The organism is Methanococcus vannielii SB (assembly GCF_000017165.1).
GTDB lineage: Archaea > AGJL01 > Methanococci > Methanococcales > Methanococcaceae > Methanococcus > Methanococcus vannielii.
This window is the reverse complement of the sequence record NC_009634.1, coordinates 1,120,309-1,142,819: the sequence shown is the minus strand read 5'-3', so window position 1 is coordinate 1,142,819 and position 22,511 is coordinate 1,120,309. Positions and strand designations below refer to the sequence as shown.

The window sequence follows — 22,511 nt, the reverse complement described above, 5'->3', positions numbered from 1 at the left end:
ATATAACTTTAATTTACATTTCCGGTGGTCTTAATGATATTTTCAAAGGTAAAAAGCAATTTTCAAGCGCTAAAGGATGGAAAAATAGATTTGGAACAGGGATTAATCTCAAAAGAAGATGCTTTGGCACTATTTAACATCCGGACTTGGGATGAATGTTTAAAACTTTTTTCGATTGCATCGGAAGTCAGGGATTTTTTTAAACCTGAAATTGAAATTACTTCAACAGTTCATGTTACAAACGTCTGTTCAGTAAGTCCTAAATGTAAATACTGTGGTTTTGCTGCTGGAACTAGTTCTGAAGGTTATGTTACTGCATTTAAATCAGATGATGACCAAATTAAAAAATCTGTACTAGAGATTGAAAAATCAGGAATAGAAAGGGTAAGTTGCTCATCAGGACACGGTTACGGCGGTAAAGAAGTTATTCGTGCACTTAAAGCCGTTAAATCAGTTTCAAATTTGGAAGTTTTAGTAAATACAGGGGCAGATTTAACTGAAAAATGTGTAATAGAGCTAAAAGAAAACGGTATTGACACAATATGCTGTAATCTGGAAACCATAAATGAAGAAGTATTTAACAGTGTAAAACCAGGTGAAAGCCTTTCAGATAGAATACTTGTTTGTAACTTAATTAAAAAACACGGAATTGAATTATCATCAGGTCTTTTAATTGGAATTGGTGAATCATACGAAGATAGGGTAGACCATCTTTTTTTCTTAAAAAAACTTGGTGTTGAAGAAATTCCGATAATGGGATTTAATCCATACAAAAATACGCCAATGGAAGACTGTAAAAAATGTTCTGCAATTGAACAAGCGAAAACTATCGCAATTACAAGATTATTATTCCCAAATATTAGGATTACATCTCCAACGCCAACAATTGGCCCAGAACTTTTACAATTTGCCCTTTTAGGTGGGGCCAGCAATATTGCAACAGTAATTCCAAAAAATCATCCATTAAATGTTATGGGAGTTGGAAGTCCAAAGACTGGAAATTTAATTGAAGTAGTCTGCCTAATAAAAGAACTCGGTTTAAAACCTAAAATTAAATAAATTCGCAAAAACAAGGTGGAATATATGAAAGAACTTATAAAAAGTTCCCTAAACGATTTCGATTCTGCAATGGAACTGCGGGAAATTGTCGTGAAAAAAATAAATGACAAAAAATTAACCGAATCAGATATTATAGACATTGTAGATTCTGTTGATGATTTATCCTTTGAAGAAATTCAAAAGTTAGGAAGTAATTTTAGAAAATTTCCATTGGGTTGCGATTTGTTAGAAATAGGGGTTGGTCCCTGTTCTTCATCCTTAAATTTAAGTCAATTTATTGAAAATTGTATTTTAACCGATGCTATGGGCTATCCGATACATCTTTGTACCTACGCACTTGCAGATATTGCGGAAAAAGAGGGCATTAACCCGATTGAAGTAATGAAACAAGTACATGAAAATGTTGAAGTCCCCCTTGATATTGACCATTTTGGAAGATTTGGGCCCATGAGGTTTCCAAAAGAGATAACGCATTGCATGGGTGATTGTTATTACAATGGGCCGCCTTACAAAGGATGCCCAAGAGACCGAATTCATAAGCGGTTGATTACAAAAGAAAGGGAACATTTTGAAGAATTTAGTGATTGGATAAATCTTTCTTCAACTGTTTGTGTAAATGTTGTTGAAGAACAAGGTGGTGGAGACCACGGTGCAGATATTTCAGAAATGGAAAATGTTTCAAAGGCTGCACAAAAATACGGGAAGGGTATTGAAGGAATCTTCCATATTGGTGACGGATATGATGATTTAATTTCTGGCCTAAGGGCTTGCAGTGAATTAAATGTTGATGCACTCGTTATCGAAGGAGGGCCATTTAACAGGTCTAAAAATAAATTAAAGGATTTTGCAAAAGCTGTTGCAGTTTCAAGAATTCTTGTCAAAGGGGGCGTTGTTGCTACAAACGGTGCATATGAAGACGAATGTAGAGTTGGTTTAAGGAGTGGTTTAAACGTCATACTTTCAGGATTTAGTGGAAATCATCACGGTTACATGTGCGGATACAGCCCAAAAGAAGCTAGAAGAAATAATTTTGGGCTCCCAAGAGTTTTAAAAATAATGAAAGAAGAAGCTTCAAATATGGGGATATGTATTGCAAATCGGGAACTTTTAAAAATACTTGTAAAAAGTAGCAGATTTTTAAATTACAATGGAAAGCATATGATTTACCCCGAAATGATTGGAAATTACTTCATGGGCGATGCCCACTGGGTTTCCGTTTCAAACAGCAAAATGTATAATGCCCCATATTTTGGAAAAACTCTTGATTCGCTTAGTGAAGAGCTTGATTCAAAGAAAATTGGGGTACTTGGTGCCAGATATATTTCATGGGGCATTGCAAGTGCACTAAATCCCGAAGAACTTTATGTAAGCGACGTTGACCCATTAGTTGAATATGCAACTGTTAAAATTTTAAATGATAATGGGATAAATGCATATGCCTGTAGTGGTAGCGATAGAAAAGCACTTGAACAAGCAGATAAATCAATAATTACCACAATGATTCCAGAAATAGCATTAAGAATAAAAAACAAATTTAACGCAATAAGCCTAATTTAACTGCCATAAGAGGCAGTAGCTTCTTTTGGTGATAAAATGAACTGGAAAGGACATATAACTCTTGGAATAATAATGGGTCTTCCATTTATTTCATCCCCTGAACAAATTTTTCTAGTGGTTGCGGGAGCACTTTATCCAGATTTAGACCATGATGTAAAGTCAGAAATCGTAGAGCGGGGATTATATATTTCTGGAGGCCTTATTTTAATTTCTATTTTAGCATATTTATTTAGGCCAGAATATTTTAATGTTGGGTTTTTTATTGCATCCGTTTTTGGCGGTTTAATCTATATAATACCATATTATGCAAAACATAGAGAAATTACCCATACATTTTTAAGTTTAGTATTTAGTTCAATAATTTTAGGCTATTTAACATTTAAATTGTCAGTAATATCCCCAATAATGGCTTCGCTGATTGCACTTATAATGGTTACAAACAATAACCTTCTTGGAAAAGCCGTTTCAATTTCAGTTTTTGCATGGGTACTTTATAGCTTAATTTCAAAGTCGATTATAGCATTTCAGGGGTTAGAATATTTTATAATTCCAATCGCTATTGGGTATTTATCACATCTTATTGGAGATTGCATGACTCCAAAGGGGTGTAAATTAATGTATCCTTCAAAACATATTTTTCGAAAAAAAGAAGGTTTTTTTGGCATAGTAATCTGGCTTACTTTAGTCTTTTACGTAATAAAAATCATGTGACTAAGTTAAAAAATATAAACATATGATATTTAATAACAGACTAAATCTATTTTATTTAATTTTTACAATATTTGCTGCTTTTTTTGCCGTATCTCGTGCAACTGATACGTCTTCTGCGGTTGATAAAGCAACCCCCATTCTTCTACCAATTTTTGCAACGGGTTTTCCAAATAATCTTATTTTTGTATCTTTTAGCTTTGAAGCCTCGATTATATCATATTCTGGTGCCCACTTGTAAATTTCTGATTTAATAACGTAACTTGCACCTGGATAACTTAAGTCAACGTTTACAGGTAAACCCAAAATTGATCTTACATGAATTTCAAATTCACTCATTTTCTGTGTTACCATTGTAACCATTCCAGTATCGTGCGGTCTTGGAGATACTTCACTAAAGATTACTTCATCATCCATTATAAAAAGTTCAACCCCAAAAATACCGTATCCACCAAGTTCATCAGTAATTTTTTTAGCAACTTCTTGTGCTTTTGCTTTTGTGGGCGAACACATCGGGTGGGGCTGCCAACTTTCGTGGTAATCGCCATCAATTTGTATATGGCCAATTGGTTCACAGAATTTTGTTCCAAAAGCAGTTCTTGCAGTTAAAAGCGTGATTTCATAGTCAAAATTAACAAATTCTTCAACAATTACCTTTGTGCCAATCCCCCTAGTAGCACTTTTTGCATAGTCCCAAGATTTTTCAATGTCAAATTCTGATTTAACCGTACTCTGCCCCTTACCTGAAGAAGACATTATTGGTTTTATGATACAGGGGATTCCAATTCTTTTTACTGCTTCTTTTAATTCATCTAAAGAATCTGCAAACTCATATTTTGCAGTCCTAAGTCCTAATTTTTCACTAGCAAGTCTCCTTATTCCTTCCCTATCCATTGTAAGCTTTGCAGCATTTGCAGTTGGGACAACGTGGTATCCTTCAGTTTCCATTTCTTTTAAAGTGTCAGTATTTATCGCTTCAATTTCTGGAACAATTAAATCAGGTTTTTCTCTTTCAATTACTGCCCTAAGTGAACCTGAATCTTTCATGTCTATTACGTGATATCTGTGTGCCACCTGCATTGCAGGAGCGTTTTCATACGAATCTACAGCAATACACTCTACTCCAAGCCTTTGAGCTTCGATAATAACTTCTTTTCCTAATTCACCGCTTCCAAGCAGTAAAATTTTTTTAGCATTTGAAAAAAGAGGGGTACCAACCATTGTTTCACCAAAACTCTAACTTATAATATTAATTAAGTTTAGGATAAAAAATATAAATAAATTTTGATATAATATATTTTAATATTTTTAGAGGCCAATTTTACGTTTTAGCTTTTTAAATATGGGGTACAATAAAATAAAATCTTATAATATATATTTCAAACTAACTGGTGAATCAAATGCCTAAAACGGACTCAAAGCTTGATGATATTGAAAAGACTGTTGAATCTAAAAGTGCAGACTTAAAAAATAGTATTGAGCTGATTAATTTAAGCAATATTGTAGAAAAAATGGTTGAAATAAATGCCATTTTAAGAATTGAAAAAATATTTGAACAGAAAATTGTTGGAAAAAACCCTGTTGTTAATGTCATAGTAAATGACGGTACTGCTAAAGGTCTTTTATCACTCTGGACTGAAGAAATAAAGTTTTTAGAAGGTATTTTTGAAGGCGATGCAATTTTAATTGAAAACGCAAATGCTCCAAAAAAATTTAAAGACAGAATTCACCTATCACTTTCCAAAAATGGAAAAGTATCAAAAATAGAGTCAAATTTACCAAAACTTGAAGAAATGTTAGAAAATTCAAATACTAAAAGAAGTGATTTTTCAAGAAAACTTATTTCTGAATTAAAAGAAGGGATCGGTGCTGAAATTAGGGGATTAATCGTTTCTATTCATTCAAAAAACCCTTATTTCCCAGTATGTGGCATATGTAACAAAAAAATGACTTTAAAAAAAGGATATGCAATATGTGGTTGCGGAAATAAGGTTGATGAAGAAGATGATAATCTAAAATGGTTATTTTTATGTAACTGTACTGTTGATGATGGTACAAAAACTATTAGGGCTACTTTAAATAATAATACAAAATGCATTGACTTTAAAAAAATTAAAAAAATGATAATTGATGATGAAGACATAATTTTAGAATTAAACCGCCAATTGCTTGGTTTAGATATTAATATATCTGGAATTACGTTTTACGATGAATATTTAAAAGATATATCATTTAGAAGTAATTTTTGGAACAAAACCGACCCAAATACTGAATTTGAATTACTGAATTTGAATTAAAAAATAAGGTTTATAAAATGTACACTTTTGAAAAAATAAATAATATTGGGCCTGAAGATATTGAGAAAAAAGTAGCTATTTTAGGAATTATAACTGGAATAAAAAGCGATGAAAATCGAGATAGATTGGAAGTTGAAAATGGTTCTTTTAAAATAGAAGTTTCTAATGATGAAAAAGTGCATATCGACGTTTTGTCAAAGGTAATTGTTTTTGGAACTGTAAAAATAACCCCAAAAGGAATTATGATTTATTCTGATAGTATTATTCAATTAAAAAATTCAAACCCTAAATTAATCGCAAAATTTATAGAAAAAATCGAAAAATACAACTAATACCATTTAAAGAATACGTTGGTGTAAATAATGAGAATACCTGCAAAGAGAATTCCCATATCCAAACTAAAAGAAGGAACATTTGTTGAAGCAAAAGGCCAATGGGATTCAAACTACGTTGTTACAAAAGACGATGAAAGTGTTTCAAGAATTTTATTATATGGAATAATTATATCAAAATATTTAAACGTTGCAAAGGAGTTCTGCTCTATTACATTAGATGATTTAACTGATGACATACGAATTTCAGGATTTAAAGGAATGGCAAAAACTCTTCAAGTGTTTGAAAAAGGCGACACTATTTTAGTCGTTGGAAGGATTAAAAAAGATTTAAAAGACAGTATATATATATTTCCGGAAGTTGTAAAAAAAGTTGAACCTGAAATGTACCTTTTAAATGTTTTTGAAAATTATTAGTGGGATATTTTGGATTTTGAGTATATTTATCTTGAAGAAATAGATTCCACAAATAAATTTGCATATGATCTTGGAAAACAGTGTAAAAGAAATTTAGTGATTGTTTCAAAAATTCAAACTAGTGGAAAAGGTAGGATGGATAGAACATGGATTTCTAAAGAAGGGGGGCTTTATTTTTCGATTTTAATGGATATTTCAAGAGTAAACCCGATTGAAAAAATTAATTTTTTGGCATCAGTTAGCGTACTTGAAACTTTAAAATATTTTTCAAATGAAAATTTCCAAATAAAGTGGCCAAACGACATCCTATGTAATGATAAAAAAATTTGCGGAATTTTAACTGAATTAAATGTTTTAAAGGGCTATTTTGTACTTGGAATTGGACTAAACATAAATAATAAAATTGAAAGTAGCATTAAAAACGTTGGAACTTCATTATACTGCCTTGAAAAAGAAAATTTTGACATTAAACAGATATTTGAGGAATTTATTAAAAATTTTAAAGTCAATCTTTATATGGATAATAATGCCATTTTAGAAAAGTATAAGACATATTCTAAAACGATTAATAGTAATGTAAATTTAATACTACCAAATAAAACTGTTTTTGGAAGAGTTGTCGAAATTGATTTTAACGGGATATACCTTCTAAATGAAAAAGAAATTTCAATATATGATGTTGGAGACTGCATTCACCTGAGGTAGTCCTGAAAAAAAGTTGGTGAAAGAATGATTTATAAATTAAATGGTATAGGATATGATTCTAATTCTTACCTGATAGTTGGTAAAAAAACTGTTTTAATTGATCCTGGAACTCCTGCAAATTTTGAAAACTTAAAAAAAGATATTTTAAAGTATTCTAAGGGCATAGATTATATAATAAATACCCATTGTCATTATGACCATGTTGCAAGCGATTATCTATTTCAAGAAGAATTTAAAGCTCCCGTATATATACACCCTTTAGAACTACCGCATCTTGCTTTAGGGGATGAAGTAACTGTTAGCAGGCTTTTTGGAAAATTAGTTCCACCAAAAGAGATATATCCAATAACTGAAGCTATTGAAATGTTAAATGAGCTTGGAATTGAGGTTTTAGAAACTCCCGGACACAGTATTGGAGGAATTAGTTTGATTTACGACAATAGCATAATTTCAGGAGATACCTTATTTTCATATGGGGTAGGTAGATATGATTTTCCAACAGGAAGCCTTGTAAGTTTAAGAAAATCAATCGGAACGTTAGAAAGAATTGCTTACGAAAAAAAGATAATGAAGGTATTTCCGGGCCATGGAGAAACTGGTGACTTAAGCGCTTTTGCAAATGCGATGTTATTTATATAATTCATGTGTGGATAATAACTAATAATTCGCCTTTTTGGCATTTAGTCGTGGTAAAATGTTAGCTGCATTAATTCCTGTATCGCCCCTTTCAAATGTAAAATCAAGATTAAAAGAATTTTTAAGTTCTAAAGAGCGAATAGACTTAATTAAAAATATTTTGCTTGATACTTATGAAAAAGTAAAATCATGTGTGGATGCGTGCTACGTAGTAAGTAAAGACGATGAAATACTTGAATTTTCAAAAAATCTTGGAATTATCCCAATAAAGGAGGATTTAAACACTAAAGGATTAAATGAAGCCATAGAATACTCTTTAAACATTATTAAAGAAGATTCCGTACTAATAACACCCGCAGATGTGCCCCTTTTAAAAGAGGAAAATTTGGAATCAATTGTAAAAAAATCTGTGGAAAATTCGGTAATTATATGCCCTTCAAGGGGGGGCGGAACAAATTTATTATTGTTAAACCCAAAAAACTGCATTAAGCCCCAATTTGAAGGATTTAGTTTTTTAAAACATATAAAAGAAGCTGAAATAAATAATTTAAATATAATAAAGTGTCATTCATTTTACACGTCAATTGATATAAATACTGTCGAGGACTTAGGTGAAATTTTTATTCATGGTAAAGATACTAAAACGTACAAATTTTTAAAAAACTTAAATATCGAAGCTTTTCCAAAGCATTCGTCTGCTGGAAGATTTAATATCATTAGAAAAAGCCAGTAATTTAAAAATTAGATAAAAGATGAAATAAAATTAAGGCCTAAGTCCCCCAATATTAAGTCCTTCTTTTTCGTCAAAGCCCATTAAGATATTCATATTTTGAATGGCTTGGCCACTTGCACCTTTTACAAGGTTATCTATTGCAGAGACTACAACTATTCGCCCAAACCTATCAATTTCAAAGCCCCCTATGTCACAAAAGTTCGAACTTCTAACCCCGGTTAATGAAATCATTTCTTCATCATAAATCCTTACGAAAAATTCGTTTTTATAAAACTCTTCATAAATTTCAACAATATCTGCCCGTCCAATATCTTCTTTTAAAAATGCGTGTGCAGTTGTTAGTATCCCCCTAGTTACAGGTAAAAGATGAGGGGTAAATGAAACTTTTAAACTTTTTTCTGCAAGGTATTCTAATTCTTTTCCAATTTCAGGGCTGTGCCTATGTTTTGTAAGTTTATATGGGCCCAAATTTTCATTAACATTTGGAAAGTGTGTTGTTTCAGTTGCTTCTACACCTGCTCCACTAACCCCAGATTTTGAATCAAAAATTATTCGTTCCTCAACAATGTCGTTTGAAACAAGTGGCGCCATTGAAAGAATTGCACCTGTTGGATAACATCCCGGGTTTGCAATTACGTTTGCTTTTTTTATTTTTTCCCTGTAAATTTCAGGTAGCCCGTAAACGGAATTTATTTTTCCAGTATGTTTTAATCCATACCAAGCTTCATACATTTCAAGGTCTTCAAATCGGTAGTCTCCACTTAAATCAATTACATTAATTCCCATTTCATGCAGTATTGGCACAATTTTTAACGATGCCCCATGAGGAGTTGCACAAAAAACAATATCTGTATCAATATTTTCAGGATTCAAATTTTTAAATTCCAATTCATTATAGTTTTTAAGATTTTTTACTTGAGGGTGTATTTTAGTAAGCTTTTTTCCCGAATCTTTCCTAGAAGTTACGTTTTTAACTTCCACATCCTTATGATTTGCAAGAATTCCTAACAGTTCCGAACCAGTATATCCAGTTCCCCCAATAATTGATACGGTCTTCATTAAACCACCTATAACACTAAAATTTAGTATACATTAAAACGTGATAAAATAAAAAATTAATGATTTTTAAGGGATAATTTTATAAATTACATACTAAGTTAACAGCTTATCAGTATTTAAAGATTTAATAGTAACCTATTTGCCATTTTTCATAGTGTATCCTTTCTTTATCAAATTTTTCTACAGGAACTGGCTTTTCCGCAGGGTGCCCAATTGCAACTACTGAAAATGGAACGATATTATCTGGTGCATGAATTATTTTTCTCATTTTTTCAACCCGTTCTTCGACAGGATAAAATCCAAGCCATACTGCACCAAGTCCTTTGTCTTGAGCTTCTAAAAGTATGTTTTCAGTTGCAGCGGCACAATCCTGAACCCAAAATTGTTTACAATCCCCATTTACTCGTTTCATGTTTCCGCAAACCGCTATTGAAACTGGTGCTTCATTTAGCATTTTTGCGTGAGGATTTACCTTTGAAATTCCTAAAAGTGTTTCTTTATTTCGTATAACTACAAAATCCCAAGGTCTCTGGTCGCATGCACTTGGTGCAGACATTGCTGCTAAAAGTAAATCATCTATAAGTTCTTCAGAAACGTCTTCTAAAGTATAGTGCCTAATACTCCTTCGCTCAAATATTGCATTCATATAAATTCACCCCTCGTTTTATTTAAATCACCCATATCTTAAAAAAGGCCATTACAAAAATATATATCCCCTACCAAAATCATATATTTTTCGGTATATTAACTAATCTAATAGCATTTCTATATATATTAATATGATAGAGTATATATGATAACATGATAGGTACATGCATGAGGCTTAAAAATCCGGAAAATAATTTTAAATTTACAGATTGGGGGTTTCATTTTTGCGAAACTATCAAAAATGATTTAGAAGACAGCATTTGCGGGTTTCACGCACCCATAGTTGATATTGGGACTTCAAATAATAATTTTGGCATTGAAAAATTAAAAAATATTATTGATTCAATACCAAATGCTGATTATTTAACAATTCATCTCCATAATGGGCTAAAGCCTGATTACGATACTCTTTTAAATAATGTGTCAGAGCTAACTGATTATGCAAAAAAAAGTAATATAGTATTATGTATTGAAAATCTAAGGTACGGTTTTTCTGCAAATCCTGAAAACGTAATTAATATAGCAGATTTTACAGATTGCGATATCACTTTTGATATTGGGCATGTTTGCTATGAAAAAAGACAGGAATACGTCGACATTTTTTCTGATAGAATTTATAATGTTCATGTTTACGAGTTAGAAAATGAAACTGGGCATGTTGCACCGAAAGATTTGAAAAATTTAACTCCAATATTAGATAAACTTTTAAACGTTGGAGCTAATCAATGGCTTATTGAATTAATGGACATTGGTGAAATTAAACATACAGAATTACTATTACATAAATATATTAAAGAACATAAATAAGTTGGGAAAATAAAGAGTTTTGGGTGTTAATTTGGATATAGATTTTAAAAAATCGTTTGAAAACTGCATTTTATCAGAAAATGCATTAAAAATTATTAAAGAGTATGGTATTAATCCAAAAAAAATTGCAATAGGGGAATTTGCAGGCCGGGATAGTGCTGCTGCAATAATTAAAGCTTTTGAAAACCCCGAAATTGATGCAATTCTTCCAATTTTGGCGTTTACGGGTACTGACTACGGTGAAAGGGAAATATATTACAAAAATTGGAATTTAATTAATGAAAGAATTGGCGAACTTTATGAAAAAAAATATTTGCTTCCCCTTCATTTTATTTTTGAACCAAAACTCTGGAATGCACTAAACGGAAGGTTTGTTGCTGCAATTATTAAAAAATATGGGTATTACTCCCCATGTATTGGATGCCATGCATATTTAAGAGTAATAAGAATACCAATTGCGAAGCATTTTGGAAATAAAATAATAACTGGAGAAAGAATTTTACACGATAATGATTTTAAAATAGACCAGTTAAAAGAAACACTTGAAATTTACCATGAGATATGTGAAAAATTTGGGGTAGAACTTTTATTTCCTGTAAAAAATATTGAAAAAGGAGTTGAAATAAAAGAAATTATTGGAAAAAACTGGGAACAAGGAAAAAACCAGTATTCATGCATGTTTAGCGGAAATTATAGGGATAGTGATGGAAAAGTGATTTTTGAAAAAGAAAAGATACTTGAAATATTAACCAAGTTTATATATCCTGCTTCAATTGAAATATTACGTAATGGATACTCCAAAAATTTTAACTATATTGAAACAGTTAAAAAATATATTTAAATAAAAGATAACATGAGAACGCTACTTATACTTTTAGATGGGCTTGGAGATAGGCCTTCTGAAATTTTAGAAAATAAAACACCGTTAGAATATGCAAAAACTCCACATTTAGATACTTTTGCAAAAAAAAGCACTACTGGAATGATTACCCCATTTAGAAATGGAATACCCTTAGGGACTGAAACTGCCCATTTTTTACTTTGGGGCTATAATTTATCCGATTTTCCAGGAAGGGGGGTCATAGAAGCACTGGGTGAAGACTTAGAAATAAATACTAATTCGATATACTTAAGGGCCTCCTTTGGGTTTATATCTAAGTCAGAAAAAGGATACTTTGTATTAGATAGGAGAACTAAAAATATATTTAAAAAGGAAATTAATGAATTAATAGATTCCCTGCCAAAAAAAATTGGAAACTACACGTTTAATTTAGTATATTCATATGATGTTCATTGTATCTTAGAAATAACTAATTTATATGGGGAAATTTCCGATAAAATATCAGATAGCGACCCATTCTACAGGGAAAAGCACGTTTTAAAAGTTAAGCCATTAAATGGCTTTGAAAATAAAAAAGAACTTTTTTCAGAAGAAACTGCAAAAGTTTTAAATGAATATTTGTTAAAATGTAGTTTAATCTTGGAAAATCATGTTGTTAATAAAGAAAGAAAAGAAAATGGCTTAGCTCTTGCAAACTTCCTACTTACGAAATGGGCCGGAAGATATAGGAAATTAGAGCCTTTTCATGAAAAATGGGGAATTAAAGGGGCAGTAATTGCAAAAAGTAGTGTATTTAAGGGATTATCAAAACTGATAGGAATGGACTATTTTGAAGAAGGAAATTTTAAAGATGCGTTTTTAAAGGGCATTGAACTTAAAAACTACGATTTTATCCATATACACACTAAAGAACCAGATGAAGCGGCGCATACTAAAAATCCAATAAGTAAGGTAAATACCCTTGAAAAAATAGATTTAGATCTTGAAAAAATTAATGAATTAACTGAAGATCTTGTAATTGTAACTAGCGACCATTCAACGCCATCTGTTGGAACGTTAATCCATTCTGGAGAAGAAATTCCAGTTGCAATTTATAAAAAAAATATCTTGCCTGATGAAGTTTATGAATTTAATGAAAAATCCTGTTATAGGGGGCATTTAAGAATAAATTCGGAAAATTTAATGCCCTTAATACTTAATTACATGGGATTATCAAATATATCAGGTACAAGGTTTGGAAATAAACTTTTAAAGTATGTTCCAGACAATAATAAGACTGATCATTTAAAATAGGTTTAAAAGATGCCAAATTTTTATTCACACCTTGTTTTATCAAAAATAATTCTTGAAAAGGATTTTAAAAGTAATTTTGATAGTATGGATTTAAATAACTTTTATTTCGGTTCGGTTTCACCAGACATTGGATATTTTTCAAAAATTGAACGAAAAATTACTCATTTTTACGAAAAAAATCCTGAAAATTTTTTTGGAAAAGATAGTATCTTTGAAATATCTTTTTTAAAGGGGTATAATCTACATTTGCACTTTGACAATGTATGGAAATACGAAATAAGGCTGAAAAATGAAATAAGCATTGAAGAAAATTCTAAAATTTATGCCTACCTTGACGAATTTCTTAAAAGTATGTTTAAATTGGATTTTGACTATTTTTTACCGCATGTTATTGGTGGAAATTGCGATTTTTTAAAAAAATTGGGTATTGAAAAAGAAATTTGTGAACGTTGGAAGAAAAAATCAATTTATAAAATTTCAGAATTTAAAACTAACGAAAACTACCAAAAAGTAGTTGATGAATATTTAAAACTTTTAAAAGTCGATTGAGTTTTCATAGGACTTTAACGACAATTTACCTTTTTTATCGTCAAAAAGTAAACTTCATGCATATTAAAAAAATAAATTAGATTTTAAATTTTTACTCCAAGTGGTGTAAGTGGTTTTTTAAAAAGATATATTATTTCAAAAACGATTGCAAATGAAAGAAGTTTATCTAGTGTATTTGTGCATATTCCTGAATAAAATGCAGCTGTTGGAATGTTTTCTACAAATTTGGTTAAGGCATTTGTAAAAAATCCTACGCCTCCTTCAGTAACCCCCCCAAAAAAGGCTATTGATATGAAATTTCCAAGAATTGATGCTACAAAAGTTACCATTAGAATCGTTTTTAGCATTAATTTTGCAGTGATATCCTTTTTATAAAGCATTTGCCCCGTTATAACTCCTATTAAAATATTTACTCCAACAAATAAGATATGTTCGCTATGTAATAGATACCCATTTAACAAGTTTGTTATAAGTCCAACTATTGCACCAATGTGAGGCCCTAATAAAATAGCTGAAAGAATTGTTCCAGTACTATCCATGTAAATTGGAAGTAAATATAGTGATTCAATATATGCACCTATAACATTTAATATAATACTTCCAAAAAATACTGCGAAAAAGATTTTTGAATTGTCCAATATTTACCCCCTCCAAATTACTTAAAAATAAAATAATTAAACGTATATATAATATTATCGGAGATAAAAGATTTAATTTTTTAAGGGGATAAAAATTATTTTTTAATAGGGCATATTTCTTCACAGTCCTTACAAAATATGCATGAGTTTAAATCCACATTTATAATTTTAGATTTTACTGAATCATTTGGGGACAGTAATGCATTTAATGGGCAAAATTCAACACATTTTAAACAAATTTTACATATTTTTGGATTTATAACTATTTCGCCATTTTTAAATTGAATTGCTTTTTCAAGACATTGGTAAATACATAATCCGCAATTATTACATTCTAGAGTTACTTCAGGAACCTTTTTTACGGGAATTTCATTTTTGATTAATGGAATCGTACAAAACATTACGCAATACCCACATTTCGTACATTTTTGAGGGTCAACATAAAACCTGTCTTTTTTAATTGCAGAATTTTGACATATTTCAACACATAATCCACAAGACTCACATATTATATCTCGAAACTTAAAAATAGATATTGCATTAGTTGGACAGACTTCAACACATAATCCGCAGCATATACAGTTATTTAATTTTGGAGGGATAGTTTCTTTGAAAATTTCTGTTTTTAAGGGCTTAAATAAGCTTAAAATAACATTTTTTAAAAAATTCCCTCTTTCAAAAATCAAGTTGAATACTTCGCCATCTTTAGCCATTTTTTTCACATAAACATTTAAATATATGAATTAGCATTCCATAAAATAAAAAAGCGCCCTGGCCGGGATTTGAACCCGAGTCACAGGAGTGACAGTCCTGTATGATAGGCCGAGCTACACCACCAGGGCATTTTTAATATACGAAAATTAGCGGGCCCGAAGGGATTCGAACCCTCGACCGCCTGATTAAAAGTCAGGCGCTCTACCAGACTAAGCTACGGGCCCATAACGGCTTTTTCAAAATACTGATTATTTATTATTTAAAAGACGCAAAGCGCCCTGGCCGGGATTTGAACCCGAGTCACAGGAGTGACAGTCCTGTATGATAGGCCGAGCTACACCACCAGGGCATTTGGAATAAAAAGTGATCGGCAGCGTCACCTTGTTCCCACTAGATAGCAGTACTTAAGGAATCGCTGGAGGGCTTAATTTCCGAGATCGGGATGGGATCGGATGTTACACCCCCGCTATGACCGCCGTATCAAAACAATACCTAAACGTATTTAATGTTTTGAACGGGCCCGAAGGGATTCGAACCCTCGACCGCCTGATTAAAAGTCAGGCGCTCTACCAGACTAAGCTACGGGCCCATGAGGGGATATTTAAATCCCGCGAGCCGGATTTGAACCAGCGACATGCGGATCTACAGTCCGCCGTTCTACCAATCTGAACTATCGCGGGGAAATAATGGTGGGCCTGCCCAGATTTGAACTGGGGTCTCAGGATCCCAAATCCCAAAGGATGGACCAGGCTACCCCACAGGCCCTTTTTAACGAGTTTTTCCTCTTTTAAAGGTAACTCAAGCCTCGGGGGGGATTCGAACCCCCGACCACCTGATTACAAGTCAGGCGCTCTACCAGGCTGAGCCACCGAGGCAATTTGTTCGCATACTGAATACTAGTGTTATAATATATAAAGTTTTCGGTAGCATCTAAAAATTTGTTTTAAAAAATTTTAAAAGTAAATAAATTTAAAGTTTAAAAATTTAAATTCCTCTTTTTGCAAGGAGCATTTCTTCAGGAATCTGGTCTATATTTATTCCAACCATTGCTTCCCCTAAATTTTTACTTACTTCCCCGATTAATTCTGGTTTATCAAAATTATAAGTTGCCTCTACAATTGCTTTTGCCCGTATTTCAGGATTTCCCGACTTAAAAATTCCCGAACCAACAAATACACCATCACAGCCCATTTGCATCATTAATGCTGCATCAGCAGGTGTTGCAATGCCTCCTGCCGCAAAATTTACAACTGGAAGTCTTTTTAATTTTGCAACTTCCAATATTATTTCCATTGGAACTTTTAATTCGTTTCTTGCCATTTGAACAAGTTCAGCTTCTAAACCCATTTCGTGATAGCCAACTACTCTTGCAATTCCTTCGTTAACTGCCCTCATGTGTTTTACTGCCTCTACAACGTTTCCAGTTCCAGCTTCGCCTTTTGTCCTTATCATTGCTGCGCCTTCATCAATTCTTCTTAACGCTTCGCCCAAGTTTCTTGCACCACAAACAAATGGTGCTGTAAATGCTTTTTTATTTATGTGGTTTATTTCGTCAGCAGGCGTTAAAACTTCACTTTCATCAATCATATCTACGCCAATTGATTCTAAAACCTGAGCTTCTACAAAGTGGCCAATTCTTGCTTTTGCCATTACTGGGATTGAAACGGCATCTTTAATTTCTAAAATCATGTCAGGATCAGACATTCTTGCAACGCCACCTTGTACCCGAATATCCGCAGGAACTCGCTCTAAAGCCATTACTGCTGCTGCACCTGCTTCTTCTGCAATTTTCGCCTGTTCAACGTTTGTAACATCCATTACAACGCCGTGTTTTACCATTTTAGCAAATCCTCTTTTCAAAAGGTCAGTTCCTAATTTTTTCATTATATCTCTCCATTATTCTTTCGTTTAGAGTGTAACAAGTTTCAAAAATAATTTTATTTTCAGATATAAAAAAGTATGTTGATTTTTTAATATATCCATTTTCTTGAAATACTGCTTTTTAAAAGTTATTCTTCAATTAATGGAACAAATGATACTTCTAAAAGAATTTCTTCATATATTTGGCCATTTATTTTCATATATTTAATTAAATACTGATTATATGTTCCAACAGGGGCTAAAAGAATTCCCCCATCGTTTAACTGCTCAAAAAGAATTTCAGGAACTTTTTTTCCGGCTGCAGTCAAATATATCCGATCATAAGGCGCATTTTCTATATGGCCTTTTGTACCGTCCCCATAAATTACTTCAATATTATTATAGCCAAATTTTAAAAGATTTTCCTTTGCAGAATTAAAAAGCTCAAAAACTCTTTCTATTGTTGTCAATTTGCCCGATTTTCCAATAATTTCTAAAACTACTGCTGCATGATACCCCGATCCAGTTCCAATTTCTAAAACATTTTGTCCCTTATCTAAATCAAGTTCTTCGCACATTATTCCAACCATGTGTATTGCAGAAATTGTCTGGCCGTAGCCTATTTCTAAAGGATTATCCTGATATGCACTTGATTCTAAATATTTTGGAACAAATTTATGCCTTGGAACGCTTAAAAGTGCACTTACTACACTTTTTTTCCGAATATATCCTCGTTCTACCAAATTAGTTACGACGCTAACCATTTCATTTAAAGGCATTTTTTTACCAACTTTAAAGTTTTAAGATTTTTAAGATTTTTTTAAATTTAAACGGTCATAATTTAGAAGTTTTGATTAATTATATATTATAATTAAATAGATATATAACTTCAGTTTTTAAATTGCGGTGATTTAATGGATAATTTAGTATTTATCTTCAAATTTACCATTTTTTTAAAAAAGTAAAATACACTGCATTAAAATTAGAATCATACCAGTAGTTTTAAAAAATGAACTCAAAATCCTAATAAAATAGTTAGCAATATATAAAACGAAATTATTTTTTTATTGCAATATATGCAATATAACTTATTAAAAATGAAAATATAGCACCAATACGGTACATTGCAGAAATTCCAACAATATCAGAAATATATCCTAAAATGACAGCGCCTAAAAATATGCCAACATTTATACTTATAGTATATAGCCCCATTGCTTCGCCTTTTCGTGTTTCTGGGATATCCTTTATTGCAACTGCATTAATTGCAGGGCCGGTCATTGAAGCGCCAATTGATGCAATTATTAATGATATAAACATTTCATGAAAAGATTTAGAAAATGACAAAACGTACATTCCAAGGTTTCCAATGATAATTCCAGGAACTATAATAAATTTTCCACTTTTATCATATAGTTCACCAAATTTTTTTTGAGTTAGTGCAAGAACCATATTCATTGCAGCAAGCATTAAACCAATGCCTAGTGCAGATACATTATAGTCATAGGCATAAATTGCAAGATATGCTAAAATTGCGCCCCTTGAAATCGTTATTGCAATATTTATCATAAATGCAGCACTGAAATTTCTATGCTTTAAGAATTCAAGTGAAAATAAATTTTTTCCGGTTAATTTTGTTTTTTGAAGATTTTGTTTTGAAATTTCTTCAACTTTAAAGTACGCTATTATCGAAGCAATTATACCTAAAGCCCCGCATACGTAAAAAGGCACCATTATTCCATACATATCTGAAAGTAATCCTCCTAATAAAGGCCCAATTCCAAATCCAAGAGATATTGCAGAATTAAATAATCCCATGTATTCGCCAATCTTTGATTTTGGAGACGCTGAAACAATATATGAACCTGCAACAGGATTTACAAATGCAGAAAATACTCCAGTAAGTGTCCTTACAATAAAAATACTTGCAAATCCGCTTGCAAATCCATATAAAAACGTAGTAATACCATATAAAAAAGTACCACATACTAAAAATATTTTTTTACCATAGATATCCGATAATTTTCCGGCAGGTAACTGAAAAATTGTTCTTACAAGTGAAAAAGAACCAAAAATAAGCCCAATTTGAAAGTTAGTTAAGCCGTAAGATTTCGCAAATATTGCAAGCAATGGCGAAATTAATCCTATTCCAAGCATTGTAACGAAAATAGTAATCCAAATTGCATAAATTCCCTTTAAATCGTCTTTCATGAACTCGCCTAAATTTTAGTTACCTTTCGTATTCATTTTTTTATATAAAAAGAATTTGGCAATTAAAATAATTTACAAACATATAAAAATATGTAATATCAATCTTTAAACTTGAAAAATAAACATAGGTGTAATAATGGTGTTCAAAGTAATCGAAGATGAGTGTATTGCATGTGGAGCATGTGTTCCTTCATGTCCGGTTGATGCAATTTCAGAAAAAGACGACGGTAAAGCAGTAATCGATGCTTCGAAATGCAACAGCTGCGGCGACTGCGTAGATATTTGCCCTGTTGACTGCATTAAAGAAGAAAAAGGATGCTGTTAAGCATTTTTTTTCTTTTACTCATGGTAATATAAAACTAAATGTATTTTTGCAGGGCTTATTCCTTTATTTTCGTAAGTATGAGCTTTATCTGCCATAAATCTAATTGAATCGTGTTTTGAAAGAATATATTCTTTTTTATCAAGGGTTAATGTTAGTTCGCCCTCAAAAATCGTGATTATTTCTTCAGTTCCTTTTATATGGCCCTCAGAAAGATATGCATGTCCAGGCATTATCTCTACAATACATGTTTCAAAATGTTTATCGTCTTCGTATGGTATTACAGAGTATAATTTATGGTCAACACCCTCAAAAACTGGTTCTAAATCTTTTGAGCGTATAACATTCACTTCCAATGTTTCTTTTTTCATAAGCGATGTAAAAGACACTTTTAAACCATTTGCTATTTTTAAAATCGTTGAAATCGTAGGATTTACTTCTTCACGTTCAATCTGCCCAAGCATGCTTTTACTAACTCCTGTTAATGTAGACAACGCATCCAAACTAAGTCCCTTTTCCTTTCTTATTTTTTTCAAATTTTTAGAAATTACGCTGTTTAAATCGTCCATAGTATCCCAGTTGTACAATATAATGTATATATAATAGATATTTTTAATAATTCTCTAAACCGTATATCGTATATATGTACGGTATATATACTTAGCATATATCATTATCAATCTTAACAAAATTGGGGCATTAAAATGAATGTAAAGTTTTCAAATAGAATGGAAAAGTTAAAAACATCAGAAATAAGAGAAATATTAAAAGTTACACAGAATCCTGAAGTAATTTCTTTTGCAGGCGGACTTCCCGCACCAGAATTATTTCCGGTTCATGAAATAAAAAAGATTTCTTCGCTAGTTTTAGATGAAATGGGCCCAGAATCATTACAGTACGATTTAACTGAAGGGTATGTTCCCCTTAGAAAGCAGATTTCCGAAAGAATGAATAGAGTATATAAAACAGAGCTTTCAGAAAAAAACATTTTAATCGTTTGCGGTTCCCAACAAGGCCTTGATTTCTCCGGAAAAGTATTTATTGATAAAGGAGATGTTATATTATGCGAAAGTCCAACATATTTGGGCGCAATTAATGCATTTAAAGCATATGAACCTGAATTTATTGAAGTTCCAACCGATGACTTTGGAATGATTCCAGAAGAACTTGAAAAAATATTAAATCAGAGACATGATGTAAAAATGATTTACGTAATTCCAGATTTTCAAAATCCTACTGGTAAAACATGGTCTTTTGAAAGAAGAAAAAAATTCATGGAAGTTATTGAAAAATATAAAATTCCAGTAATTGAGGATAATCCTTACGGAGAACTAAGGTTTTCAGGTGAAATTCTTCCTTCATTAAAATCTCTCGATAATTTAGGACTTGTGGTTCATCTTGGAACTTTTTCAAAAACGTTCTGCCCCGGTTTAAGGGTTGGTTGGATTTGTGCATCTGAACATATCCTTGAAAAATATATTTTAATAAAACAGGGTGCAGATTTACACACTTCTTCGTTTTCCCAGCGAATAATTTCAAAAATGCTTGAAAATTACGATTTCGAAGAAAGACTATCAAAATTAAAAGAACTTTATAAAAAAAGAAGAGATTTAATGATTTTTGAAATGAAAAAAAAATTCCCTAAAAATTTAAAATACACAAATCCTGATGGGGGCCTTTTTACATGGGTTGAACTTCCAGAAGGGTTTGATGGAAGGAAATTTTTAGAAGAATGTCTAAAAAATAATGTTGCAATTGTTCCAGGAGGTTCATTTTTCCCAAACGGAGGCCATGAAAATACGTTTAGGTTAAATTATTCAAACATGTCTGAAGAAAAAATAATTGAAGGGATAAACCGGCTTTCAAAGGTTTTGAATGAATTTGAATATTAAATATTTTCTAATTAAATATTTTCAGCCCTATTTCATAAATTTTTATTTTACCCAAGAATCAAGTGTTACTTTTGGATGAAACCACTTAACTGTCGGCATGATTTTTGAAATATGCCCATATTCTCCCCCCCCGCCAGGATAAATATAAATTTTACCTTTTCTAAATAATTCTATCATGTTTCCTACTTTTTCATTAATTTTTTTAATTTCTAAAATGTCTTCGTTAATCAGTACATCTATTTCATTATTATATCGTCCAATATATTGTTCCCATATCAAATCAACTGATTTTGTGCCAATATTCTTCCCAATCGATAGGGAAATTATTTCTGCTAATGGGATTATTTTATGGTATTTTGGCCGGAAATTAGGGTGAACTATTTTTCCATCTTTTGAAAGTTGCTTTGTTCTATCAAATACACCTTTTTTTATGATTCCCTTACATTCTGGACATTTAAATTTATTTTCTTCTGCATCTTTTAATTGAAATCGTGTAAAACACCTAGTACATGCAGTTAAATGGTATTTTCCAAGATTTGGATCTAAACCATAGTTTGCAACTATTTTATTATTTTTAAGAACTTTTTTTACCTCTTCAAAATTTGTTTCAAGTCCTGAAAGCTCATTTACTTCCATCTGGTTAAATTCTCGGCCCAACCTATGTGAATAAAAGGAATGAGCATCAGAATTACTTAAAAAGGGCAAATCCCGTAATTCTTCAACCATGTCTGCCATATCTGTATCAGCAGAAAGTCCAAGTTCAATGAAATCAGGTTTTCTCGCATAACAGTTGTAAATTGAAGTGAAAGATTTGTAAATGCTTGTCCAAGGGGTAAATGCGTGAGCAGGCCCTATTAAACCGCCCAATTCTCGAATAATATCAATTATTTCCATGCCATTTAAAGAAATTCTTGGCCTTCCGTCTGCATCTATATTTTTAGCGTGTTTTGAAAAGATATTTCTTAAGTCATGCGCCTGATTTGTGCTTGGAAGAAATATCAGGTGATGAACTCGGTGCCGATCTTCGACTTCTGTTGATAAAAGTAAGGGCTTATTTGAATTTTTTTCTATTTCTTCGAGCCATTTTTCGTGTAAACAGTCTCCTGTTGCAATTAAATCGAGTCCCTTTATTGAGCCATATTTTAATATATGTTCAATATCCATATACTTAGAAGTTCCTTTTGAATACTTTGAATGAATGTGTAAATCAGCATTTATTATCATTAAATCACC

At 31.7% G+C, this 22,511-nt stretch carries 25 protein-coding genes, 7 tRNA genes and 1 rRNA gene; 15 read left to right on the top strand and 18 right to left on the bottom strand.

Annotated features, from left to right (window positions below):
* The first annotated feature begins 33 nt into the window (after nucleotides 1-33).
* The 3 genes from hmdB to MEVAN_RS05810 are packed head-to-tail and all read left to right on the top strand — an operon-like array spanning nucleotide 34 to nucleotide 3,327.
* Nucleotides 34-1,059 (top strand): 5,10-methenyltetrahydromethanopterin hydrogenase cofactor biosynthesis protein HmdB, encoded by a 1,026-nt coding sequence (gene hmdB / locus MEVAN_RS05820; RefSeq protein ID WP_012065946.1) that lies wholly within the window; start codon nucleotides 34-36, stop codon nucleotides 1,057-1,059.
* Between the two features lie 24 nt (nucleotides 1,060-1,083).
* A complete protein-coding gene (gene hmdC, locus MEVAN_RS05815; protein ID WP_012065945.1) occupies nucleotides 1,084-2,616 on the top strand; it encodes a 5,10-methenyltetrahydromethanopterin hydrogenase cofactor biosynthesis protein HmdC in 1,533 nt (510 codons plus the stop codon).
* A 36-nt stretch (nucleotides 2,617-2,652) separates the two neighbouring features.
* Nucleotides 2,653-3,327: a metal-dependent hydrolase gene (locus MEVAN_RS05810; RefSeq protein ID WP_012065944.1), complete on the top strand. Its 675-nt coding sequence runs from the start codon at nucleotides 2,653-2,655 to the stop codon at nucleotides 3,325-3,327.
* 51 nt (nucleotides 3,328-3,378) lie between these two features.
* Here MEVAN_RS05810 and purT read toward each other — a convergent pair whose 3' ends face one another.
* A complete protein-coding gene (gene purT / locus MEVAN_RS05805) occupies nucleotides 3,379-4,545 on the bottom strand; it encodes a formate-dependent phosphoribosylglycinamide formyltransferase (RefSeq protein WP_012065943.1) in 1,167 nt (388 codons plus the stop codon).
* Nucleotides 4,546-4,724: 179 nt separating this feature from the next.
* Between purT and MEVAN_RS05800 the strand changes: the two genes are divergently transcribed.
* Genes MEVAN_RS05800 through cofC form a run of 6 tightly spaced genes read left to right on the top strand, consistent with a single transcriptional unit; the run spans nucleotide 4,725 to nucleotide 8,444 of the window.
* Nucleotides 4,725-5,621 (top strand): hypothetical protein, encoded by an 897-nt coding sequence (locus MEVAN_RS05800; protein ID WP_012065942.1) that lies wholly within the window; start codon nucleotides 4,725-4,727, stop codon nucleotides 5,619-5,621.
* Nucleotides 5,622-5,638: 17 nt separating this feature from the next.
* Nucleotides 5,639-5,953, top strand: a complete 315-nt coding sequence (locus MEVAN_RS05795) for a hypothetical protein (protein WP_012065941.1) — start codon at nucleotides 5,639-5,641, stop codon at nucleotides 5,951-5,953.
* Nucleotides 5,954-5,983: 30 nt separating this feature from the next.
* A complete protein-coding gene (locus tag MEVAN_RS05790) occupies nucleotides 5,984-6,370 on the top strand; it encodes an OB-fold nucleic acid binding domain-containing protein (protein WP_012065940.1) in 387 nt (128 codons plus the stop codon).
* A 9-nt stretch (nucleotides 6,371-6,379) separates the two neighbouring features.
* Nucleotides 6,380-7,075: a biotin--[acetyl-CoA-carboxylase] ligase gene (locus MEVAN_RS05785; protein WP_012065939.1), complete on the top strand. Its 696-nt coding sequence runs from the start codon at nucleotides 6,380-6,382 to the stop codon at nucleotides 7,073-7,075.
* Between the two features lie 24 nt (nucleotides 7,076-7,099).
* The gene (locus MEVAN_RS05780) at nucleotides 7,100-7,714 is read left to right on the top strand and encodes an MBL fold metallo-hydrolase (protein WP_012065938.1); all 615 of its coding nucleotides are present in this window, start codon (nucleotides 7,100-7,102) and stop codon (nucleotides 7,712-7,714) included.
* A 55-nt stretch (nucleotides 7,715-7,769) separates the two neighbouring features.
* A complete protein-coding gene (gene cofC, locus MEVAN_RS05775) occupies nucleotides 7,770-8,444 on the top strand; it encodes a 2-phospho-L-lactate guanylyltransferase (RefSeq protein ID WP_012065937.1) in 675 nt (224 codons plus the stop codon).
* Nucleotides 8,445-8,474: 30 nt separating this feature from the next.
* Here the strand turns inward: cofC and argC are convergent, their stop codons facing one another.
* Together argC and MEVAN_RS05765 are read right to left on the bottom strand one after the other, a co-directional pair.
* Nucleotides 8,475-9,503, bottom strand: a complete 1,029-nt coding sequence (gene argC, locus MEVAN_RS05770; protein WP_012065936.1) for an N-acetyl-gamma-glutamyl-phosphate reductase — start codon at nucleotides 9,501-9,503, stop codon at nucleotides 8,475-8,477.
* Nucleotides 9,504-9,627: 124 nt separating this feature from the next.
* A complete protein-coding gene (locus MEVAN_RS05765) occupies nucleotides 9,628-10,149 on the bottom strand; it encodes a nitroreductase family protein (RefSeq protein WP_012065935.1) in 522 nt (173 codons plus the stop codon).
* A 155-nt stretch (nucleotides 10,150-10,304) separates the two neighbouring features.
* On the opposite strand from MEVAN_RS05765, the gene MEVAN_RS05760 reads away from it, so the two are divergent.
* The 4 genes from MEVAN_RS05760 to MEVAN_RS05745 are packed head-to-tail and all read left to right on the top strand — an operon-like array spanning nucleotide 10,305 to nucleotide 13,641.
* Complete coding sequence (locus MEVAN_RS05760; protein ID WP_048059158.1) at nucleotides 10,305-10,958, top strand: sugar phosphate isomerase/epimerase family protein; 654 nt, start codon at nucleotides 10,305-10,307, stop codon at nucleotides 10,956-10,958.
* A gap of 31 nt (nucleotides 10,959-10,989) precedes the next feature.
* Nucleotides 10,990-11,799 carry a S66 peptidase family protein gene (locus tag MEVAN_RS05755; RefSeq protein ID WP_048059157.1) on the top strand — a complete coding sequence of 270 codons (810 nt, stop codon included), beginning with the start codon at nucleotides 10,990-10,992 and terminating at the stop codon, nucleotides 11,797-11,799.
* Between the two features lie 12 nt (nucleotides 11,800-11,811).
* Nucleotides 11,812-13,092, top strand: a complete 1,281-nt coding sequence (locus MEVAN_RS05750) for an alkaline phosphatase family protein (protein WP_012065932.1) — start codon at nucleotides 11,812-11,814, stop codon at nucleotides 13,090-13,092.
* Between the two features lie 9 nt (nucleotides 13,093-13,101).
* On the top strand, nucleotides 13,102-13,641 hold the full coding sequence (locus MEVAN_RS05745) for a zinc dependent phospholipase C family protein (protein WP_012065931.1): 540 nt from the start codon (nucleotides 13,102-13,104) through the stop codon (nucleotides 13,639-13,641).
* Between the two features lie 83 nt (nucleotides 13,642-13,724).
* Here MEVAN_RS05745 and MEVAN_RS05740 read toward each other — a convergent pair whose 3' ends face one another.
* The 13 genes from MEVAN_RS05740 to MEVAN_RS05680 form a co-directional block, all read right to left on the bottom strand.
* Entirely contained in the window at nucleotides 13,725-14,279 is a 555-nt protein-coding gene (locus tag MEVAN_RS05740) for an energy-coupling factor ABC transporter permease (RefSeq protein ID WP_012065930.1), read from the bottom strand.
* A 95-nt stretch (nucleotides 14,280-14,374) separates the two neighbouring features.
* Nucleotides 14,375-14,992 (bottom strand): 4Fe-4S binding protein, encoded by a 618-nt coding sequence (locus tag MEVAN_RS05735; protein WP_012065929.1) that lies wholly within the window; start codon nucleotides 14,990-14,992, stop codon nucleotides 14,375-14,377.
* Nucleotides 14,993-15,046: 54 nt separating this feature from the next.
* Nucleotides 15,047-15,121 (bottom strand) — tRNA-Asp (locus MEVAN_RS05730).
* Nucleotides 15,122-15,143: 22 nt separating this feature from the next.
* Nucleotides 15,144-15,217: transfer RNA gene (locus tag MEVAN_RS05725), tRNA-Lys, on the bottom strand.
* A gap of 50 nt (nucleotides 15,218-15,267) precedes the next feature.
* Nucleotides 15,268-15,342: transfer RNA gene (locus MEVAN_RS05720), tRNA-Asp, on the bottom strand.
* 16 nt (nucleotides 15,343-15,358) lie between these two features.
* Nucleotides 15,359-15,473: ribosomal RNA gene (gene rrf, locus MEVAN_RS05715) — 5S ribosomal RNA — on the bottom strand.
* A 35-nt stretch (nucleotides 15,474-15,508) separates the two neighbouring features.
* Nucleotides 15,509-15,582: transfer RNA gene (locus MEVAN_RS05710), tRNA-Lys, on the bottom strand.
* A 17-nt stretch (nucleotides 15,583-15,599) separates the two neighbouring features.
* Nucleotides 15,600-15,673: transfer RNA gene (locus tag MEVAN_RS05705), tRNA-Tyr, on the bottom strand.
* A gap of 7 nt (nucleotides 15,674-15,680) precedes the next feature.
* Nucleotides 15,681-15,758: transfer RNA gene (locus MEVAN_RS05700), tRNA-Pro, on the bottom strand.
* A gap of 36 nt (nucleotides 15,759-15,794) precedes the next feature.
* Nucleotides 15,795-15,868, bottom strand: a tRNA-Thr gene (locus MEVAN_RS05695).
* Between the two features lie 109 nt (nucleotides 15,869-15,977).
* The gene (gene pdxS / locus MEVAN_RS05690; protein WP_012065928.1) at nucleotides 15,978-16,877 is read right to left on the bottom strand and encodes a pyridoxal 5'-phosphate synthase lyase subunit PdxS; all 900 of its coding nucleotides are present in this window, start codon (nucleotides 16,875-16,877) and stop codon (nucleotides 15,978-15,980) included.
* A 125-nt stretch (nucleotides 16,878-17,002) separates the two neighbouring features.
* Nucleotides 17,003-17,632 (bottom strand): protein-L-isoaspartate O-methyltransferase, encoded by a 630-nt coding sequence (locus MEVAN_RS05685; RefSeq protein WP_012065927.1) that lies wholly within the window; start codon nucleotides 17,630-17,632, stop codon nucleotides 17,003-17,005.
* A 277-nt stretch (nucleotides 17,633-17,909) separates the two neighbouring features.
* Nucleotides 17,910-19,064 (bottom strand): MFS transporter, encoded by a 1,155-nt coding sequence (locus MEVAN_RS05680; RefSeq protein ID WP_012065926.1) that lies wholly within the window; start codon nucleotides 19,062-19,064, stop codon nucleotides 17,910-17,912.
* 136 nt (nucleotides 19,065-19,200) lie between these two features.
* Here MEVAN_RS05680 and MEVAN_RS05675 point away from each other — a divergent pair, with 136 nt between their 5' ends.
* The gene (locus tag MEVAN_RS05675) at nucleotides 19,201-19,389 is read left to right on the top strand and encodes a 4Fe-4S binding protein (RefSeq protein WP_012065925.1); all 189 of its coding nucleotides are present in this window, start codon (nucleotides 19,201-19,203) and stop codon (nucleotides 19,387-19,389) included.
* 14 nt (nucleotides 19,390-19,403) lie between these two features.
* Here the strand turns inward: MEVAN_RS05675 and MEVAN_RS05670 are convergent, their stop codons facing one another.
* Nucleotides 19,404-19,955 carry a helix-turn-helix domain-containing protein gene (locus tag MEVAN_RS05670; RefSeq protein WP_012065924.1) on the bottom strand — a complete coding sequence of 184 codons (552 nt, stop codon included), beginning with the start codon at nucleotides 19,953-19,955 and terminating at the stop codon, nucleotides 19,404-19,406.
* Between the two features lie 135 nt (nucleotides 19,956-20,090).
* Here MEVAN_RS05670 and MEVAN_RS05665 point away from each other — a divergent pair, with 135 nt between their 5' ends.
* Nucleotides 20,091-21,278, top strand: coding sequence for an aminotransferase-like domain-containing protein (locus tag MEVAN_RS05665; protein ID WP_012065923.1), 1,188 nt, complete (start codon nucleotides 20,091-20,093; stop codon nucleotides 21,276-21,278).
* A 42-nt stretch (nucleotides 21,279-21,320) separates the two neighbouring features.
* Here the strand turns inward: MEVAN_RS05665 and MEVAN_RS05660 are convergent, their stop codons facing one another.
* The gene (locus MEVAN_RS05660) at nucleotides 21,321-22,502 is read right to left on the bottom strand and encodes a TIGR00375 family protein (protein WP_012065922.1); all 1,182 of its coding nucleotides are present in this window, start codon (nucleotides 22,500-22,502) and stop codon (nucleotides 21,321-21,323) included.
* Nucleotides 22,503-22,511 lie beyond the last annotated feature (9 nt).